Here is an 18815-nt window from a genome sequence, read left to right as displayed (position 1 = left end):
CGCCAGGTGAACGGCAGGCGGCGGGCGGGCGACGCCGTCACGCGACCGTGGGAACGATCCAGGCCGGCCGTGGGGAGCCCTGGCCATGGCCGCCGCATCCTGGCCCATCGCCTTCATCGCGAGATGCGACCCCGGTTAATGCGGCCGCGTCCCCGGAGTATGGCCGGTGCGGCGAAATGGATTATTGCGAAGCTGACAAATCGGCGGGCCGAACAAAGGAGAGATCTGCCATGGCCCGTGCGGGAAATCGCCGCTCTCAGGAGGAGCGCGCGGACTGGGTCGAGCGGTAGTGGGACGGCGGCACGCCGTAGTGGTCCAGGAACGCCTGCCGGAGCGTCTCCGCGTTGCCGAACCCGCAGCGCGCCGCGACGGCCGCCATCGGCAGCCGGGTGGTCGTGAGGAGCTGGGCCGCGGCCTCCGTGCGGGCCCGCCGGACGAACCGGCCCGGCGTGACGCCCAGCTGCCGCAGGAACAGCCGCGACAGGTGCCGCTCGCTCACCCCCGCCCGCCGCGCCAGCGCCGCCGTCGCGAGGTCGCCGCCCGGATCGCTCGTGATGTGCTCCACCACCCGCCGCACGACGCCGTCGCCCGGCGGCGGCGCCGCCGTGAACATGCTCATCTGCGCCTGGTTGCCCGGCCGCTGGAGGTACGTGACCAGCTCGCGGGCCACCGCCCTGGCCACCTCGCCGCCGTGGTCCTCCTCGATGAACGCCAGGGTGAGGTCGAGCGCGCTCGTCACGCCGGCGGCGGTGGCCACCCGCCCGTCCCTGACGAAGATCGGATCCGGGTCGAAGGAGACGGCCGGGTAGCGCACGGCGAACGTCCGCGCCCACTGCCAGTGGGTGGTGGCGCGCGTTTTCGGACCAGCCATGCCCACGGGCCCCGGCGCGGCCCCGGGCGGCCCGACAGTGTGGGCATGACGACTCACGTTTCCCCCCAGAGCGACGCGGGGGCCCACGCTCCCGCGAGCCGGTGGCGCTTCCTGGGCCACTTCGCCGAGATGGTGGTCGCGATGCTGGCCGGGATGCTGCTCCTCGACCCGGTCTGGAACGCGCTGCCCGGCGGCCCCGCGCTCCTCGCCCGCCCCGACGCCGGCGCCCTGGCGATGGCCACGGACATGACCATCGGCATGTCCCTGTGGATGCGCTACCGCGGCCACGGCTGGGCCCCGATCGCCGAGATGGGCGCGGCGATGTACGTCCCGTTCGCCGTCCTGCTGGTGCCGTACTGGATGGGGCTGCTGCCCGGGGACGCCCTGATGATCGGCGGCCACGTGCTCATGCTCCCGGCCATGCTGCTGGTCATGCTGCGGCGCCGGGACGAGTACCGCGCCGCGCACCACCACCCGACCGGCTCGCGGGGGGCGCTGGCGCGGCGCTGGCCGACGCTGCTCGGCCTGGTCATGACGGTCGGCTGCTGGCTGGACCCGGCGGTCACGCCCGCGCCGATCCTGCTGGTGCTGCCGGGCGCGTACCTGGCGATCGGGCTGCTCCGCCGCACGCTGCGCGGCCCCGGCGTCGTCGCGCTCCAGCTCGCCGGCCTGGCCGGGTACGCCGCCCTCACGGTGGCGGCGCTCGCGGCGGACCCGGACACGGCCCGGTACCTGATCGGCGCCGGCTGGCTGGCCCACGCCGCCTGGGACGCGGCCCACTTCGTCACCCGCCGCGTCGTCCCGCGCGGCTACGCCGAATGGTGCGCGGTCGTGGACCTCGTCATCGGGGTCACGATCATCACCCTGGCCTGACCGATCATCACCCTGCCTGCCAGGGCATCACCCTGGCCTGCCAGGGCTAACCGGGCAGGTGCGCCGGTCCTGAAGGCTGCTTGGACCGGGGAAGGCGCGTGGCGGCGACGAGACCGATCAGGGCGAAGACGCCGAGCGTGGCCATCGCCAGGGCGTAGGCCCGGTTTCCCGTCGCCAGGCCGGAGACGAGGATCGTGCCGGCGATGGCCGTGCCGAACGACGAGCCGAGGTTGGAGACGCTGCGCGACAGCCCGGAGATCTCGCCCTGCATGCTCTCCGGGACGCTGGACTGCACGATGTTGACCGACGGGGTCAGCATCCCGCCCAGGCCCAGGCCGATCAGCAGCAGCCCCGGCCCGAACGCGATGACGCTCGACGAGGCCCGCACCAGGGCGAGCAGGACCACGATCCCGGCCACCGCCACGACGAACCCCGTCACGATCAGGGTCTTCTGCGAGCGTCTCGCCGCGAGGCGCTCCGCGGCCAGCGACGAGATCAGGACACCCACGGTCGCCGGGGTGAAGATGACCCCCGTCTCGATCGCGTTGTAGCCCCGTACGGTCTGCAGGAACACCGCGACGACGAACGACGTCCCCATGAGGATCACCCACTGGATGTTCTGCGTGACCAGACCGATGTTGGAGGTCCGGTCCCGGAACAGCGAGGTCGACAGCAGCGGCTCCCTGCCCGCGCGCTCCAGGGAGCGGACGTGCGCGAGGAACCAGAGCAGGAAGACGACCCCGACCACCAGCGACACCGTCATCAGGACCACGTTGGTGTCGGCCTGCAGGATCCCGAACACGACGAAGAACATGCCGGCCGCCGACAGGACCGCCCCCACGGTGTCGAAGCGGCGCGTCGGATCCGGCTCCACCGGGTCGACGATCCGGCGGCCGAGCACCATGATCGCCGCGATGACGCAGACCTGGAAGAAGAACGCGGCCCGCCAGCTGATCGCCGTGGTGATGAGCCCCCCGATCAGCGGACCCGCCGCGGCGCCGATGCCGCCCATCCCGCTGATCACGCCGAAGGCCCGCGCCCGCGACACGGTGTCGCCGTAGGCCAGCGTCGCGAAGATGTAGACGGGCGGGATCAGCAGCGCCGTGCCCACCCCTTCGAGCACCGAGTTGCCGAGGATGAGCACACCGAGGCCGGGCGCGACCATGCTGAGCAGCGCCCCGGCGCCGTACAGCGTGAGCCCGGCGAAGAAGCACCGCTTGCGCCCCCAGCGGTCGGTCAGCTTGCTGCAGGGGATCATGCAGATGGCCATGATCAGCAGGAACAGCGTGATGGTGATCTGCACGCCCTTCACGGTCGTGTCCAGGTCCTCGCTGATGTCGTTGATCATCACGTTCATGTTCGAGCCCGCGAAGCTGCAGATGAACTGGGCGAGCGCGAGGGGCGCCAGCATGCTCCGCGACGAGGCGGCGGAGCCGGAGGTCCCGTTCACCGCTAGCTCCCGGGCGTCAGCGACACGGCCCGCGGGGCGCGCGCGACCACCCGGCCCCTGGGCCGGCGGTGCCGCAGGACGAGTTTGACCAGCTCCTCGACCACGACGAGGCTCGCCGCGAGCCCGGCGCACGCCGCCCACTGGGCGCCGCTCAGCTCGGTCGTCCCGAAGACGCGCTGCAGGAGCCCGATCCCGGTGACCGCGATGATGAGGATCAGCGCGAGGGCGTACCGGCGCAGCTGGGTCGGGCCCGGTATGGCGGCCCGAGAGAAGATCGTGTTCGTCTGGTCGCGCGCCAGCAGCCCGGCCGCGACGTGGAAGAGCGAGAGCGTGGTCAGCAGCATGGTGGACGCCACGGCGGCGCCACCCTGCCGGGCGCCGATCTGGTACGCGGCCAGCGATCCGGCCGTCATGACGAACCCCTGGAAGCACAGCCTGACCCAGTTCGCCCGGGACAGGACGGGCGCGCCGACCGGCCGGGGCGGGCGGCTCATCAGGCCGCGCGTCGGCTCGTCGAAGCCCAGGGCGACGGCGACCGGGATGTCCACGAGCATGTTCACCCACAGGATCTGCAGCGGGGTGAGCGGGATGCCGCCGGCGACGCCCAGGGCGGCGGCCCCGATGAAGATCGCGATGTAGGCGACGAGGGTCGACATCTGGAAGCGGAGGTACTTGAGCAGGTTGTCGTAGAGCGAACGCCCGTACTCCACGGCGCCGACGATCGTCGCGAAGTTGTCGTCCGTGAGGATCATCACGGCGGCTTCCTTCGACACCTCGGTGCCGGTGATGCCCATCGCCACGCCGATGTCCGCCGCCTTCAGGGCGGGGGCGTCGTTCACCCCGTCGCCCGTCATGGCCACCACGTTGCCGTCCTGCTTGAGCAGCCGGACCAGGCGCAGCTTGTCCTCCGGCGAGACCCGCGCGATGACGCCGATGTCGTCCAGTTGCCCGCGCAGCTCCTCGTCGCTCAGCGACGCGAACTCCGCCCCGGTGATCGCCCGGCCGGGGATGCGGAGCTCGGCGGCGATCGCGCCCGCGGTCGTCACGTGGTCGCCGGTGATCATCCGTACCCGGATGCCGGCCTGCGCGCACTCGGCGATCGCGGCCCTCGCCTCCGACCGCGGCGGATCGACGATGCCCACCATCGCGAGCAGCGTCAGGTCCCGTACCAGGTCGATGAGGTCCGCGCCGGGGTCGAACGCGGCCGGGGCGAGGTCACGCTGGGCCACCACCATGACGCGCTCGCCCGCCCGTGCCATCCGGTCGTTGGCCTCCAGCGCGAGCGGGCGGTTCTCGTCCGTCACCGTGACGAGGGTTCCGTCGGGGGAGCGGTAGGACGTCCCCCGGGAGATGAGCACGTCCGGCGCCCCCTTGACGTAGCAACGGACGACCGGCTCACCGTTCGCGCCGGTCATCTGGTGGAACGTCGCCATGAACTTGTAGTCGGCGTCGAACGGGACCTCCCCGACGCGCGGATAGGTGCCGCGCGTGCTCTCGACGTCGAGGCCGCCCTTGGCGGCCAGCACGATCAGCGCGCCCTCCGTCGGATCGCCGATCAGAGTGTCACCGTCCAGCACGGCGTCGGCGCACAGGATCATCGGCAGCAGGTACGGGTCGAGGTCGATGTGCGCGCCGGCGACGTGCTTGATCTCGCCGGCCGTGCCGTAGCCCTCGCCCGACACGGTGAACCGGTTCAGGCCGGGGATCACCAACTCGCGGGCCGTCATCTTGTTGAGCGTCAGCGTGCCCGTCTTGTCCGAGCAGACCGCCGAGGTGGAGCCGAGCGTCTCCACCGCCGGCAGGCGCTTCATGATCGCGTTGCGGCGGGCGATCTCCTGGGTGCCGATCGACAGCAGCGCCGTCACGACCGCGGGGAGGCCCGTCGGGATGGCGGCGACCGCGAGCGCCACCCCCGTGATGAACAGGACGTCGAACGGCTTGCCCTGGAGCAACCCGAGCACGACCACCAGGGCGAGGGCGATCCCCGCGATCGTCGCGATGATCTTCGACAGGGAGTCCAGCTGCTTCTGCAGCGGCGTCTTCTCGGCTTCCGTGCCGGCGAGGAGCCCCGCGATGTGGCCGATCTCGGTCCCCATCCCGGTCGTGGTGACGACCATCTCGCCCCGCCCCCGCGTGACGGAGGTGTTCATGTAGCCGAGACAGGTGCGGTCCCCGAGCGGCACGTCCTTGCCCGGCACCGGATCGGTCCTCTTGGCGACCGGCAGGCTCTCGCCGGTGAGGGCCGCCTCCTCGATCTCCAGCGAGGCGGCGACGCAGATCCGGCCGTCCGCCGGTATCCGGTCGCCGGCTTCGACGAGCACCACGTCACCCGGTACGAGCTCCTCGGCGTCGATCTCGACGGCCTGGCCGTCCCTGCGGACCCGGGCGACCGTCTTCATCATCCGGGAGAGCGCCTTGACGCTCTCCTCCGCCTTCGCCTCCTGGCGCAGCCCGATCACCGCGTTGAAGACGGTGAGGCCCGCCAGCACGACGAACGTCCCGACGTCGCGCGTGACGACCAGGCTGATCACCGCGGCGGCGAGCAGCACGATCTGCATGAAGTCCCGGTACTGGCGGAGCCACGCCTGGATGGCGGACTCCTTCTTCGCGGTCTCCAGCCTGTTGGGGCCGTGGGTCCGCAGGCGCTCGCGGGCGGCCTCGGGGCTGAGCCCGCGATCGAAGCGGACGTCGAGCTCCCGGATCACCGTCGTGGTGTCGGCCTCGTGCCACGCGGGGTGGCCGTCCTGCTCTCGTTCCACGGTCCTCCCCTTGCGACAGGAGCCGGTCGGCGAGCGTCGTCGGCACCGCGGGTCCCGCCTCACCCGCAGAAGCTGCGATATGTGGTGTTGTGTCCGTTTCTGGTGGGGGTATGCCTCTCGACACGGGTATTGCGTGAGGACGGGGACATCCATGAACGACTATCCGCCGATCGCGGACCACGGCATGGTCGGGGACCTGCAGACCGCCGCACTCATCTCCGGAACGGGGACCGTCGACTGGTGGTGCACCCCCCGCTTCGACTCGCCGAGCCTGTTCGCCTCCATCCTCGACAGCGAGCGCGGCGGCCACTGCCGGTTCGCGGCCGACGTCGAGCGCATCGCCGGAGAGAGCGTCCGGCAGCTCTACCTGCCGGACACCGCCATCCTCGTCACCCGCTACATGGCCCCCAGCGGTGTCGGTGAGGTGGCCGACTTCATGGAGCCGAACACCTCCTCCACGCCCACCGACCGGCACCGCCTGCTGCGGGTCGCCCGGGTGGTGCGCGGCAGCCTGCCCTTCACGCTCGTCTGCCGCCCCCGCTTCGACTACGGGCGGGCGCCGCACACCCTGTCCCTCCTCGACGACGGCTCGGCCCTCTTCCGCGGCCCCGGCACGGACCTGCACCTGCAGGCCACCGAGCCCATCGCCCTGCGCCGGGACGGCGACGACATCGTCGCCGACTTCACCCTCCAGGCCGGAGAGACCGCCGCCGTCGCCCTCACCAGCGCCGACAGCGGCAACCACACCATGACGCCGCTGACCGCCGGCGAGGTGCGCGACAGCATCGAGGGCTGCCACGACTTCTGGCTCCGGTGGCTGCGCTCCTCCCGCTACCACGGCCGCTGGCAGGAGATGGTCAACCGCTCGGCGATCACCCTCAAGCTGCTCACGTACGCGCCGACCGGCGCGCCGATCGCCGCCGCGACCATGGGCCTGCCGGAGCAGATCGGCGGGGAGCGCAACTGGGACTACCGCTACACCTGGATCCGCGACGCCTCCCTGTCCGTCAGGGCGCTGATCGACCTGGGCTTCACCGACGAGGCCCAGGCGTTCCGGGGATGGCTGCGTGAGCGCCTCGAGGCCGGCGGCACCGCGTCGGGCGAGCCCCTGCAGATCATGTACCGGATCGACGGTGACCCCCACCTGACCGAGGAGGTCCTCGACCACCTGGAGGGATACCAGAAGTCCGCCCCGGTCCGGGCCGGCAACGCGGCCGCGGACCAGATCCAGCTCGACATCTACGGCGAGGCCGCCGACGCCCTCGCCCAGGCGCAGGACATCGGAGGCATCCGTGGCTGGCGGGCTCTCGTCGGCGTCCTGGACTGGCTCGCCGACACCTGGGACCGGCCGGACGAGGGCATCTGGGAGACCCGGGGCGGACGCCAGGACTTCACCTACAGCCGCCTGATGACCTGGGTCGCCTTCGACCGTGGCATCCGCATGGCCACCACCTACTCCCGTCCCGCCGACGTCGTCCGCTGGACGACCACCCGTGACGCCGTCTTCAACCAGATCATCGACCGGGGCTGGAACCCGCGACGGCAGGCGTTCGTCCAGCACTACACCACCGACGTCCTGGACGCCTCGCTGCTGCTCATGCCCCGGGTCGGCTTCGTCTCGCCGCGCGACCCGGCCTGGCTGAGCACTCTCGACGCCATGGACCAGGAGCTGGTCAGCGACAGCCTCGTCTACCGCTACGACCCCGCCGCCTCCCCGGACGGGCTGCGCGGCTCCGAGGGCACCTTCAACCTGTGCAGCTTCCTGTACGTCGAGGCCCTCGCCCGCGCCGGCCGGGTTCGGCAGGCGCGCTACGCCTTCGACAAGATGCTCACCTACGCCAACCACGTCGGCCTGTTCGCCGAGGAGATCGGCCCGTCCGGCGAGCAGCTCGGCAACTTCCCGCAGGCCTTCACCCATCTGGCGCTGATCGCCGCGGCCATCGCCCTCGACGAGCAGCTCGACCCCTCCACAGGCTGACCACCGGGTTCTACGGGCGGGTTCTACTGGCGGGTTCTACAGGCCGGCCACCGGGTCGAAGGCGCTGATCTCGTACCGCCCGTCGCGGATCAGCGCCCAGGAGCTCTCGGGCAGCTCGTTCCACGCGCCCGTGAGGTCGAGCAGCGGCTCCGAGACGACGAAGCGCGCCCGGGCCCCCAGCCGCCGCAGGCTCGCCAGCTCCGGGTGGAGCTCCCGGAGCTGGGAGATGTCGGTGGAGTAGAACAGCGTCCGGGTGTGTCCCTCACTGGAGTAACGGAAGATCCAGACGGACTCGCCGTCGCTCGTGGCCACGGTCATCTGGACCGGCTGGAGGATGCCGTGGCGACGGGCGAGCTCCTCCACCAGGCCGACGGCGCGGGCGACCGCGCCCGGCGGGTCGTCGGCCAGGCCGAACGTGAGGGCCAGGAAGAACAGCAGCTCCGAGTCGGTCGAGCCCTCGATCTCGGGATAGAGCGCCGGGTCCACCGCCAGCGACAGATCGCGCTTGAGCTCCGGGAATCCCTCCACGTGCCCGTTGTGCATCCACAGCCAGCGTCCGTACGCGAACGGATGGCAGTTGCTGCGCTGCACGGGGCTGCCGGTCGAGGCGCGGACGTGCGCGAACAGCAGGGGTGTGCGGATCTGCCCGGCGATCTCCCGGAGGTTCTCGTCGTTCCAGGCCGGCAGGATGCTCTTGAACACGGCGGGCGCCGGCCCCTCGCCGTACCACCCGATGCCGTAACCGTCGCCGTTGGTGGTCGTGTGCCCGAGCCGGGAGCGCAGGCTCTGCTCGATGAGCGAGTGAACCGGCTGGAAGAGCAGGGCCCCGGCGAGAACGGGATCTCCGCAGTACGCCATCCATCTGCACATCGGCTGCTCAGTCCCCCCGGTGACGCCTCCGTCGAATTCCGCACGACATGCAAAAAACTCTATCGGCCGGAAAGTTCGGCGCATGGCATCAATTGGGTCGTTTTACCTCTTTATGGCTATATACCGAGACGGCGTCGGGAAAGCTTCCCAGGCAGCCGTTCAAAGGATGAATCATGAGCAACCTCATCGTCATTTCCTATCCCGACGTCGCCACCGCCACAGCGGTGCGTGATCGCCTGCTCGACCTCCAGCGTCAGAACCTGATCACGATGGAGGACGTCGCCGTCGTCGAGCGCCGGCGGGACGGCAAGATCAAGATGCACCAGGCCAGCAACATGGCCGGCATGGGGGCGGCCAGCGGCGCCCTCTGGGGCGGCCTGATCGGGCTGCTGTTCTTCATGCCGCTGTTCGGCATGGCCCTGGGCGCCGCCACCGGTGCCGCCGGCGGCGCGATGGCCGACATCGGCGTCAACGACGACTTCATGCGCCAGGTCTCCGAGCGGCTGGAGCCCGGCATGGCCGCGCTGTTCGTCCTGGTCGTCCGGAGCACCCCGGACAAGGTCATCCCGGAGATCAAGCCCTTCGGCGGGAACGTCCTCCAGACGTCGCTCAGCCACGAGGAGGAGGCCCAGCTCCGCGAGATGGTGCAGGGCGCCGTCTAGCTCGTCCGGAGCACCGAGCGCACGAGATCCCCGGAATCCGCCGCACGGGTGCCGGGGATCTCCATGCCCGCCCTCCCGCCGATGAGCTGACCGTTTTATGACCATACGTTCTGTACGTTCGGTTTTGGGCCCTCGACACCCCACCCGGAACCGAAGAGGAGCGACCCATGGAGCACCACGACGTGCCCGGCACAACGACTTCCCGCCGCGGCATCCCGTGGCTGATCGCGACGGCCGTCGCCCCTCTCCTCCTCCCGTGGTGCTCCGCGCTCGTCCCGGCGGCGTCGGCCGACGCCGCGGCGGAGGGCCGTCAGCCCGCGCGGCCGACCATCGTGTTCGTCCACGGGGCGTTCGCCGACTCCTCCAGCTGGAACGGGGTCGTGTCCCGGCTGGCCGCGGACGGCTATCCGGCGATCGCCGTGGCCAACCCGCTGCGCGGCGTCAAGAGCGACGCCGCCTACGTGTCCTCCGTCCTCGGCACGGTCAAGGGCCCCGTCGTGCTCGTCGGGCACTCGTACGGCGGGATGGTGATCACCCAGGCCGCGGCCGGCGCCAAGAACGTCAAGAGTCTCGTCTACGTGGCCGGCTTCGCCCCGGCCGCCGGGGAGAGCGCCCTGAAGCTGTCGGGCCGGTTCCCCGGCAGCACGCTCGGTCCCGCGCTGACGCCTCCGGTGCGGATCCCCGGCGGCGGCGCCGACCTCTACATCCGGCAGAGCAGGTTCTGGAAGCAGTTCGCCGCCGACCTGCCGGAGGGGCAGGCCAGGCTGATGGCCGTCGCCCAGCGCCCCGTCACGGAGGCCGCGCTCGGCGAGCCGGCCACCGGCGCGCCCGCGTGGAAGACGATACCCTCCTGGTTCGTCTACGGGGAGCGGGACAAGAACATCCCGGCGGCCGTCCACGCGTTCATGGCCAAGCGGGCCGGCGCCAAGGAGACCGTCGAGGTCAAGGGAGCCTCACACGTCGTGATGCTCTCGCGCCCCGCCGCGGTCGCGAAGACGATCGAGGACGCCGCGGGGGCGAAGTAGGAGAGCCATGGCCAAGCTGTTGTCGGTCAACGTGGGCCTTCCCCAGGACGTCGCCTGGCAGGGCAGGACGGTGCGCACCGGCGTGTGGAAGCGGGCCGTGACCGGCCCCCGGATGGTGCGGCGGCTCAATGTCGAGGGCGATGGCCAGGGCGATCTCGCCGGGCACGGCGGCGAGTACCGCGCCGTCCTGGTGTACCAGCTCGACTCCTACCGCCACTGGCAGGAGCACCTGCGCCGCGACGACTTCGCCTACGGGCAGTTCGGCGAGAACTTCACCGTCGACGGGCTGCCCGACGACGAGGTCCGCATCGGCGACAGGTTCCGGGTGGGTGAGGCGCTCTTCGAGGTCACCCAGCCGCGCGTCACCTGCTACCGGGTGGGGCTGCGGATGGGGGAGCCGCGGATGGCCGCCCTGCTGGTGGCCCACCGGCGTCCCGGTTTCTACCTGAGGGTTCTCGCCGAGGGGCGGGTGGAGGCGGGGCAGGAGATCGTCAAGATCGCCTCCGGCCCCGAGGAGATGACGGTCGCGGACATCGACGCGCTCCTGTACCTGCCGGGCCACCCCCGCGACGACCTCGTCCGGGCGCTGCGCGTCCCCGCGCTCAGTCCCGGCTGGAAGGCGTCGCTGCGGGCGCTGCTCGACCAGGCCGGCGCTTCCGGCGCGCCGGCCGGCAACGCGGGGCTGGCCCCCGCCGCCCCGCCCCCGGCCTGGACCGGGTTCCGGCCGCTCCGGGTCAGGCGGATCGACGTGGAGAGCGCCGGCGTGTTCTCCGTGACCCTGACCGCCCCCGACGGCACGCCGGTCCCCGCGGCGCTGCCCGGCCAGTTCCTCACCGTCCGGCTGCGGCCCGGCGGCGGGCCGGCGCTCGTCCGCAGTTACTCGCTGTCGGGCCCGCCGGACCGCGGGGAGTACCGCCTCAGCATCAAGCGGGAACCGCACGGGGCCGCCAGCGGATGGCTGCGAGCCCGTCTGCGGGCCGGGGACCTCCTCGACTGCGCCGCCCCGCGCGGCGCCTTCACCCTCACGGCCGGCGACGGCCCCGTCCTGCTGATCTCGGCCGGCATCGGCGTCACGCCCGTCCTCGCCATGCTGCACGCGCTGGCCGCCGGCCGTTCCACGCGAGAGGTGTGGTGGGTGTACGGCGCCCGCGACGGCGCCGAGCATCCCTTCGCCGAGGAGAGCCGCACCCTGCTGGGCCGGCTCCCCAACGCCCACCGGCACGTCTCCTACAGCCGCCCGGCGCCCGGCGACCGGCAGGGGCGCGACTACGACGCCGCGGGCCGGATCTCCGCCGGCCTGCTCCGCGACCTCGGCGTGCCACACGGCGCCGACGCCTACGTGTGCGGCCCTCCCGCGCTGATGCGCGACCTCCCCGGCGCGCTCGCGGCCTCGGAGCTCGCGCCGTCCCACGTCCACACGGAGGTCTTCGGCGCCGGCCCCGCGCTGACGCCGGGCGTCGCGGCCGCCTCGCAGCGGCCGGTCCACCCGCCCACCGGCCCGCCGGGTGACGGGCCGGTGGTCTCCTTCGCGCGCAGCGGCCTGACGGTGAGCTGGAGCAGCGCGTACGCGAGCCTGCTGGAGCTGGCGGAGGCCTGCGACGTGCCCACCCGCTGGTCGTGCCGGACAGGCGTCTGCCACAGCTGCGAGAGCGGGCTGCTGGCCGGAAGCGTCGCCTACTCGCCCGAGCCGCTCGACGCGCCCGCCGAGGGCGACACGCTCATCTGCTGCTCCCGGCCGCGCGAGGACGTCGTCCTGGACCTGTAGACCAGGCCGGCGTCAGCGGTTCAGCCCTGGGCCTTCTGCTCCTTCTCCTTCTCCGGGTTGCAGTACGGGCAGGCGGGCGCGGGGTCGACGCAAACCTTGACGGAGTCGCTGTTGTTCGACGGGTCGAGCTCCATCTCCTTGCTGCCGGCCGTGGCGGTGTTGACGGTCTCGGCGACCGTGGTGGCCTTGGCCTGGACGACCAGGGTGGCCGTGGCGCCGGCGGCGAGCGTGCCCACCGTCCAGGCCCCGCCGGCGTACGTGCCGGTGGACGGCGTCGCCGACAGGAGGCCGAGCCCGGCCGGGAGTGCGTCCTTGACGACGACGCCGGTCGCGTCGTTCGGCCCGGCGTTGCGGACGGTCACGTGGTAGGCGACCATCCCGCCGACGGAGACCCGGACCTGCTCGGCCGACTTGACCACGCTCAGGTCGACGGCCGGGTTGACCTCGGTGACGGTGTCACCGCTGGTGGAGGTCAGCGGCTCGGGCTGGGGGCCGAGCCGGTTGTCGTAGGTGACCGTGCCCTGGTTGGTGACCCGCTTGCCCGCGGCGGCCACGCCGACCTTGACCCGGAACTCCACGGTGGTGCCGCCGGGCAGGATGTCGCTGTTGGGCAGGTTGCCCCCGGCCGTGGCCGTCGCGCCGTTGCCCAGCGTGAAGGCGATCTTCCCGGTGCCCGGGTCGAACGCGGCCTGGTCGTCGCCGGCCACGTCGGTCTTGGCGCCGGCGTTCGGGCCGCTCACGACCTGGAGCGAGCCGGGCACCAGGGAGGTACCCGGCGGGACGGCGTCGCTCAGTCGGACGTTCTCGGCCACGCCGCCGCCCTTGTTGACCGCGGTCAGCCGGTAGGTGATCACATCCCCCACGTCGACCGGCCCCTGCGGGCTCGCGGTCTTGGTCACGATGACGCACGGCGCGGTGCCGAAGAAGACGTCGTCGAGGAAGTTGCCCACGCTACGGCTCCCTCCGGCGGCGGAGAGGGAGCGGAAGGCGAACCTGGTGGTCGTCTGGCCGGCGGGCACGGTGTAGGCGCCGGAGTAGGTGCCCCACTTCGTGGTGCCGTCCGACATGGTCGCCTGCTGCGCCGGGCCGGCTGGATCGCCGATGTCCAGTGCCATCGTGTCGGTGCCGGAGCGCCCGCGGTGGGACAGCCGCCAGTACAGCTTCTGCCCCGGCGTGGTCGCATGGTCCTGGTACAGGGTGGCGACCTGGGTCGCGTTCAGCTCGGCGAACTGGCCCCCCTCGAGGGGCGGGACGCCCATCCGGGTGCTCCAGAGCTCGATCATGTGGTCGGAGGCGGTCGTCCGCCAGCCCGGCACCGAGTTCGGGCGGTTCTGCGTGGCGTCGGGGAACTGGAGCCACGACGCGCCGGTGATGACGGGCTGCTCGAAGCCGCCGTTGACCAACGCCACCCGCTCGGGGCAGGAGGCCGGATCCGGCGCGGCCACCCGGGCCGGGCCGGCGTGGGTGCCGGCCGCCGGCGCGGTGTCGGCCAGCACCGCAGGGGACAGCGTCAGTGGCAGGGCCATCGCCGCCAGCGCGGCGACCGGGTAACACATCCCGCGGATGTGCCTCATGGTGATGTTCCTCTCGTCGGGCGGAAACCGCCTCCGTCCACCAGCGCCGGGCAACCGGCACTGGCACCGCATGGCAGGTTCGCCCGGCGGGACGACCGGCCGGGACGTGACACCGGCCGACCGGCGAACTTTTGACACGATCTTGTTCCTGCCGGGAACGGCCGCATGGTGAGGCCAGCCAATAGAATTTTCCAGTTGCTGGAAGTTTCCATCGGGCGTACATTGGCGCCATGCAGGAGTCGCGGCGTGAACGGAAGAAGCGCGAGACCCGGCGGCGGATCGTCCTGGCCGCCATCAGGCTGTTCGAGGAGCAGGGGTACGAGCGGACCACGGTGGCGCAGATCGCCGCGGCGGCGGACGTCGACCCCAAGACGTTCTTCAACTACTTCCGTACCAAGGACGACGTCCTGTTCGTCGACATCGGACAGGACTTCGACGTGCTGCTCGGGGCGATCGCGCGGCGCCGGCCACACGAGAGCCCGGGCGAGGTGCTGGCGAGGGGGTTCCAGGAATACGCCGCCCACCGCCGGCCCAAGGCTCCGGTCAGGGAGCCCGAGGAGCTGCCGGCGGCGGCCCGGCTGGCCCTGACGACGCCGGCGCTGCAGGCCAAGGGCCTCTACCTGCTGCAGGACCTGCAGCAACGGGTCGCCGGCGAGCTGCTGAAGGCGTTCCCCGGGCTTGATCCGATCACCGCGGCGGCGATGATCGGGTCCGTGATGGGCGCGATCCAGCAGGCGAGCCTGACCAGTGTCCGGCTCGGCCGCTCGCAGGAGGAGCTGTGGGAGGCCGCCGGTCAGGGCCTCGACCTCGCCAAGCACGGCCTGCTCTCGGTGCGGCAGCCCACCGAGCAGCCATGAGACCAGGCACGAGAGAGGATCGGCTCGTCATGGACGGCCAAAAGAGCATCCGGCACCTCGCCCGCGACGCACGGCGCGTCATGCGGGACGGCCCCGGGGAGATCGCGCGGCGGCAGCGCGACCGCCTGGCCCGGATGGTGGCCCACGCTCGCGCCCGCTCGCCCTACTACCGCGCGCTGTACCAGGACCTGCCGGAGCACGTCGACGACCCGGCGCTGCTGCCGGTCACCGGCAAGAAGACGCTGATGGCCGCCTTCGACGACTGGGTCACCGACCGCGAGGTGACCCTGGAGCGGGTGGAGGCGTTCGTGGCCGACCCCGGCCTCGTGGGGCAGCGGTTCCAGGGCCGGTACCTGGTGGCGACCACCTCCGGCACCAGCGGCCTGCGTGGCCTCTTCGTGATGGACGACCGCGACCTGGCCGTGCGCACCGCGCTCGGCGTGCGCGTCGGCGGGCTGTCGGCCCGCGATGTCGTCCGGACCCTCGCCCGCGCCGGCCGGACCGCCGTCGTCACCGCGCCCGGCGGCCATTTCTCCACCGTCGCGGCGACGGTCCGGTTCGGCCTGGACCGGCCGTGGCTCGGGCGGATGATGCGGATCTTCTCGATCGACCAGCCGATGGCGGGGCTGGTCGACGAGCTCAACCGGTACGACCCCGCGAGCATCGCCGGCTTCACGGGCATGCTCACGCTGCTGGCCGGGGAGCAGGAGGCGGGCCGTCTGCACGTCCGCCCGGCGATCGTCATCCCCGGCGGCGAGACGTTGACCCCGGGGGCCCGGGAGCGGATCGCCACCGCGTTCCAGGCCAAGGTGCGCGCCGCCTACGCCTCCACCGAGTGCGGATTCCTCAGCTCCGGCTGCGCGCACGGCTGGTACCACGTCAACAGCGACTGGGCCGTGCTGGAGCCGGTCGACGCCGACCACCGGCCTGTCCCGCCGGGTGTCCAGTCGCACACGGTCCTGGTGAGCAACCTCGCCAACCGGGTCCAGCCGATCCTGCGCTACGACCTGGGGGACAGCGTCCTGCTCCGCCCCGACCCCTGCCCGTGCGGCAGCCCGCTCCCGGCCATCCGCGTGCAGGGCCGCGCCGCCGACCTGCTCACCTTCCCCACCGAGCGCGGCGAGCACGTCAGCCTCTCGCCCATGCTGTTCGGCGCTCTGCTGGACCGGATACCCGGCGTCGGCCAGTTCCAGATCCTCCAGACCGCGGACACCACCCTGCGCGTCCGCCTGCGGTCCGGCGACGCCGCCGACACCGACCGCGTGTGGGAGACCGTGCGCGACGAGATCACCCGGCTGCTCACCGAGCACAAGGCCGGTGACATCACCCTCGAACGCGCCGGCGAACCGCCGCAGCGGTCACCCGGCGCCAAGTTCCGCAGGATCATCCCCCTGCCCAGGCCCTGACCGCTGGAAAGAGAGATCCCCGGGACTCGGTGGACGAGTCCCGGGGATTGTCGGCTGACGGCGTCGGGGCAGGCCGATCCGCAGCCGAGCCTGTTGGAGACCGAGGCTGCTAGTAGCCGAGGCGCTTCAGGTCGGGCTGCTCGGCGCCCGACTGCGGGACGTCGCCGCGGTACGGGCCGGTGATGACCGGCGGCACGAACGTCTCCTTGACCGTGCGGGCGTTCACCCAGCGGATCAGGTTGAAGATCGAGCCGGCCTTGTCGTTGGTGCCCGAGGAGCGGGCGCCGCCGAACGGCTGCTGGCCCACGACCGCGCCCGTCGGCTTGTCGTTGACGTAGAAGTTGCCCGCCGAGAAGCGCAGCCGCTCCGAGGCCGAGGCGATCGCGTAGCGGTCCTGGGCGATGAGCGAGCCGGTCAGCGCGTACGGCGAGACGGACTCCATCTGGTCGAGCACCCGGTCGAAGTCGCCGTCGTCGTAGACGTGGACGCCGAGGATCGGGCCGAAGTACTCCTTGACGAAGACCTCGTCCGTCGGGTCGGCGCACTCCATGACGGTCGGCTTGACGAAGTAGCCGGCGGAGTCGTCGTAGGAGCCGGTGAGCACGTCCACATGGGACGCCTGGCGGGCGCGGTCGATGGCGGCCTTGTGCTTGGCGAAGGCCCGCTCGTCGATCACGGCGCCCATGAACGTCGACAGGTCGCCCGTGACGTCGCCCACGGTCAGGGACTCGGCCACGGCCACGAACTCGTCGCGCATGCGCGTCCAGAGCGAGCGCGGCACGTACGCCCGCGACGCCGCCGAGCACTTCTGGCCCTGGTACTCGAAGGCGCCCCTGATCAGCGCGGTCTGGAGCGCGCCGAGGTCGGCCGACGGGTGGGCGAGCACGAAGTCCTTGCCGCCGGTCTCGCCGACGAGGCGCGGGTAGCTCCGGTAGGAGCCGATGTTCGTGCCGACCGTCTTCCACAGATGCTGGAACGTCGCGGTCGAGCCGGTGAAGTGGATGCCCGCGAGGGCGGGGTGGGCCAGCGCCACCTCGGAGACGGCCTGGCCGTTGCCCGTGACCATGTTGATCACACCGGGCGGCAGGCCGGCCTCCTCCAGCAGCCGCATCGTGAAGTGCGCCGCGAACTGCTGCGTGGGCGACGGCTTCCAGACGACGACATTGCCCATGAGGGCGGCGGAGGTCGGGAGGTTCCCGGCGATGGCGGTGAAGTTGAACGGCGTGATCGCCAGCACGAAGCCTTCGAGCGGCCGGTACTCCATCCGGTTCCACACACCCGGCGACGACGCCGGCTGGTCGGTGTACAGCTGCCGCGCGTACGCCACGTTGAACCGCAGGAAGTCGATCAGCTCGCACGCGGAGTCGATCTCCGCCTGCTGCGCCGACTTGGACTGCCCGAGCATGGTCGCGGCGTTCAGCGTCGCCCGCCACGGCCCGGCCAGCAGGTCCGCGGCCTTGAGGAAGATCGCCGCCCGCTCGTCGAACGACAGCGCCCGCCACGCGGGGGCGGCCGCGAGCGCGGTGGAGACGGCCTCCTCGACGTCCTGGACGGTGGCGTCGTGGGTGCGGCCGAGCACGGCCGCCTTGTTGTGCGGCTGCACCACGTCGATCGGGGCGCCGCCGCCCATCCGCTGCCGGCCGCCGATCGTCATCGTGAGGTCGATCGACGCCCCGGACAGCTCCTTGATCCGGTTCTCCAGCGTGGAGCGCTCGGCGCTGCCCGGCGCGTAGGAGTACACCCGCTCGTTGGCCGGCGTGGGCACGTTGGTGATGGCGTCCATTTACTTACCCCCAAGGGCACGAAGGAAGAAGGCGACGTTGGCCGGGCGCTCGGCCAGGCGGCGCATGAAGTAGCCGTACCAGTCGTCGCCGTACGGGACGTAGACGCGGACCGTGTGGCCGGCCCCCGCCAGGGCCTCCTGCCGGTCGGTCCGGATGCCGTAGAGCATCTGGTACTCGTAGTCCCCGACGGAGCGGCCGAACCGGTCGGCGAGCAGCTCGGTGACGGCGATCAGCCGGTCGTCGTGCGTCGCCACCATGGGATACCCCTTCCCCGCCATGAGGATCCGCAGGCATCGCACGTACGCCCGGTCGACGTCGCCCTTGCTCTGGTGGGCGACCGAGGCGGGCTCCCGGTAGGCGCCCTTGACCAGCCGCACCCGGCTGCCCTCGACGGCCAGGTCGCGGCAGTCCTGGACGCTGCGGAACAGGTACGCCTGGATCGCCACGCCCGTCGACGGGTGGTCCTCGCGCAGCGCGCGCAGGATGCCGAGCGTCGAGTCGACGGTGGTGTGGTCCTCCATGTCGAGGGTGACGGTCGAGCCGTTCGCGCCGGCGGCGGCGCAGATCTCGCGGGCGTGGTCCAGCGCCATCGCGTCGTCGAGCCGCTGGCCGACGGCCGAGAGCTTGACGGACACCTCGACGCTCGGGCCCAGGCCGAGGGGGCGCAGGGACTCCAGCAGCGTGACGTACGCCTTGGCGGTCGCGGCGGCGGCGCCCGCGTCGCGGGTCTCCTCGCCGAGATGATCCACGGTCACGGTCAGTTTCGCGTCGGTGAGCCGTTGGATGGCCGTACGGGCCTCCTCGACGCTCTCGCCGGCGACGAACCGGTCGACGACCTTCCGCGTGAGCGGGAAACCGGACACGGAGCGGCGCACCAGCGCGCTCCGGGACGTGGCGAGCAATACTTGACCGAGCATGTAATCAGCCTAAAACCGCAGCTC

Annotated in this window: 14 protein-coding genes; 7 read left to right on the top strand and 7 right to left on the bottom strand. The window is 71.8% G+C overall.

The features are described from left to right. Positions 1-256: 256 nt before the first annotated feature. Positions 257-871: a helix-turn-helix domain-containing protein gene (locus MTP10_RS24010; protein ID WP_310711854.1), complete on the bottom strand. Its 615-nt coding sequence runs from the start codon at positions 869-871 to the stop codon at positions 257-259. Positions 872-916: 45 nt separating this feature from the next. Between MTP10_RS24010 and MTP10_RS24005 the strand changes: the two genes are divergently transcribed. Then, positions 917-1744 (top strand): hypothetical protein, encoded by an 828-nt coding sequence (locus MTP10_RS24005; protein WP_310711853.1) that lies wholly within the window; start codon positions 917-919, stop codon positions 1742-1744. A gap of 46 nt (positions 1745-1790) precedes the next feature. Here the strand turns inward: MTP10_RS24005 and MTP10_RS24000 are convergent, their stop codons facing one another. Together MTP10_RS24000 and MTP10_RS23995 are read right to left on the bottom strand one after the other, a co-directional pair. Beyond that, positions 1791-3194 carry an MFS transporter gene (locus MTP10_RS24000; RefSeq protein WP_310711852.1) on the bottom strand — a complete coding sequence of 468 codons (1404 nt, stop codon included), beginning with the start codon at positions 3192-3194 and terminating at the stop codon, positions 1791-1793. 2 nt (positions 3195-3196) lie between these two features. Continuing rightward, on the bottom strand, positions 3197-5953 hold the full coding sequence (locus tag MTP10_RS23995) for a cation-transporting P-type ATPase (RefSeq protein ID WP_310711851.1): 2757 nt from the start codon (positions 5951-5953) through the stop codon (positions 3197-3199). A 151-nt stretch (positions 5954-6104) separates the two neighbouring features. Between MTP10_RS23995 and MTP10_RS23990 the strand changes: the two genes are divergently transcribed. Further along, positions 6105-7931 (top strand): glycoside hydrolase family 15 protein, encoded by a 1827-nt coding sequence (locus MTP10_RS23990; protein WP_310711850.1) that lies wholly within the window; start codon positions 6105-6107, stop codon positions 7929-7931. A 36-nt stretch (positions 7932-7967) separates the two neighbouring features. Here the strand turns inward: MTP10_RS23990 and MTP10_RS23985 are convergent, their stop codons facing one another. Next, positions 7968-8789: a class II glutamine amidotransferase gene (locus MTP10_RS23985; RefSeq protein ID WP_310711849.1), complete on the bottom strand. Its 822-nt coding sequence runs from the start codon at positions 8787-8789 to the stop codon at positions 7968-7970. A gap of 185 nt (positions 8790-8974) precedes the next feature. Here MTP10_RS23985 and MTP10_RS23980 point away from each other — a divergent pair, with 185 nt between their 5' ends. The 3 genes from MTP10_RS23980 (at position 8975) to MTP10_RS23970 (ending at position 12253) form a co-directional block, all read left to right on the top strand. Beyond that, positions 8975-9463, top strand: a complete 489-nt coding sequence (locus MTP10_RS23980; protein ID WP_310711848.1) for a DUF1269 domain-containing protein — start codon at positions 8975-8977, stop codon at positions 9461-9463. Between the two features lie 167 nt (positions 9464-9630). Further along, entirely contained in the window at positions 9631-10488 is an 858-nt protein-coding gene (locus tag MTP10_RS23975) for an alpha/beta hydrolase (protein ID WP_310711847.1), read from the top strand. 7 nt (positions 10489-10495) lie between these two features. Further along, a complete protein-coding gene (locus tag MTP10_RS23970) occupies positions 10496-12253 on the top strand; it encodes an MOSC and FAD-binding oxidoreductase domain-containing protein (protein ID WP_310711846.1) in 1758 nt (585 codons plus the stop codon). A gap of 20 nt (positions 12254-12273) precedes the next feature. Here MTP10_RS23970 and MTP10_RS23965 read toward each other — a convergent pair whose 3' ends face one another. After that, positions 12274-13827 (bottom strand): hypothetical protein, encoded by a 1554-nt coding sequence (locus MTP10_RS23965; protein WP_310711845.1) that lies wholly within the window; start codon positions 13825-13827, stop codon positions 12274-12276. Positions 13828-14057: 230 nt separating this feature from the next. Between MTP10_RS23965 and MTP10_RS23960 the strand changes: the two genes are divergently transcribed. Both MTP10_RS23960 and MTP10_RS23955 read left to right on the top strand, forming a co-directional pair. Beyond that, a complete protein-coding gene (locus tag MTP10_RS23960; protein ID WP_310711844.1) occupies positions 14058-14684 on the top strand; it encodes a helix-turn-helix domain-containing protein in 627 nt (208 codons plus the stop codon). Positions 14685-14713: 29 nt separating this feature from the next. After that, complete coding sequence (locus tag MTP10_RS23955; RefSeq protein WP_310711843.1) at positions 14714-16090, top strand: hypothetical protein; 1377 nt, start codon at positions 14714-14716, stop codon at positions 16088-16090. Between the two features lie 109 nt (positions 16091-16199). On the opposite strand, the gene pruA is transcribed toward MTP10_RS23955, so the two are convergent. Together pruA and MTP10_RS23945 are read right to left on the bottom strand one after the other, a co-directional pair. Continuing rightward, positions 16200-17873, bottom strand: coding sequence for an L-glutamate gamma-semialdehyde dehydrogenase (pruA, locus tag MTP10_RS23950; protein WP_310711841.1), 1674 nt, complete (start codon positions 17871-17873; stop codon positions 16200-16202). After that, positions 17874-18791 (bottom strand): proline dehydrogenase family protein, encoded by a 918-nt coding sequence (locus MTP10_RS23945; protein ID WP_310711840.1) that lies wholly within the window; start codon positions 18789-18791, stop codon positions 17874-17876. It abuts the gene before it with no gap. Positions 18792-18815 lie beyond the last annotated feature (24 nt).

The sequence above is a fragment of the Nonomuraea sp. 3-1Str genome (assembly GCF_031570565.1).
Lineage (GTDB): Bacteria > Actinomycetota > Actinomycetes > Streptosporangiales > Streptosporangiaceae > Nonomuraea.
Note: the sequence above shows the minus strand (reverse complement) of the source record. Positions and strands in the feature narration are given on the sequence as shown.

Coding starts and splice junctions, on each gene's coding strand:
- MTP10_RS24010 (WP_310711854.1), bottom strand. CDS start 871: ATGGCTGGTCCGAAAACGCGCGCCACCACCCACTGGCAGTGGGCGCGG.
- MTP10_RS24005 (WP_310711853.1), top strand. CDS start 917: ATGACGACTCACGTTTCCCCCCAGAGCGACGCGGGGGCCCACGCTCCC.
- MTP10_RS23990 (WP_310711850.1), top strand. CDS start 6,105: ATGAACGACTATCCGCCGATCGCGGACCACGGCATGGTCGGGGACCTG.
- MTP10_RS23985 (WP_310711849.1), bottom strand. CDS start 8,789: ATGGCGTACTGCGGAGATCCCGTTCTCGCCGGGGCCCTGCTCTTCCAG.
- MTP10_RS23980 (WP_310711848.1), top strand. CDS start 8,975: ATGAGCAACCTCATCGTCATTTCCTATCCCGACGTCGCCACCGCCACA.
- MTP10_RS23975 (WP_310711847.1), top strand. CDS start 9,631: ATGGAGCACCACGACGTGCCCGGCACAACGACTTCCCGCCGCGGCATC.
- MTP10_RS23970 (WP_310711846.1), top strand. CDS start 10,496: ATGGCCAAGCTGTTGTCGGTCAACGTGGGCCTTCCCCAGGACGTCGCC.
- MTP10_RS23965 (WP_310711845.1), bottom strand. CDS start 13,827: ATGAGGCACATCCGCGGGATGTGTTACCCGGTCGCCGCGCTGGCGGCG.
- MTP10_RS23960 (WP_310711844.1), top strand. CDS start 14,058: ATGCAGGAGTCGCGGCGTGAACGGAAGAAGCGCGAGACCCGGCGGCGG.
- MTP10_RS23955 (WP_310711843.1), top strand. CDS start 14,714: ATGGACGGCCAAAAGAGCATCCGGCACCTCGCCCGCGACGCACGGCGC.
- pruA (WP_310711841.1), bottom strand. CDS start 17,873: ATGGACGCCATCACCAACGTGCCCACGCCGGCCAACGAGCGGGTGTAC.
- MTP10_RS23945 (WP_310711840.1), bottom strand. CDS start 18,791: ATGCTCGGTCAAGTATTGCTCGCCACGTCCCGGAGCGCGCTGGTGCGC.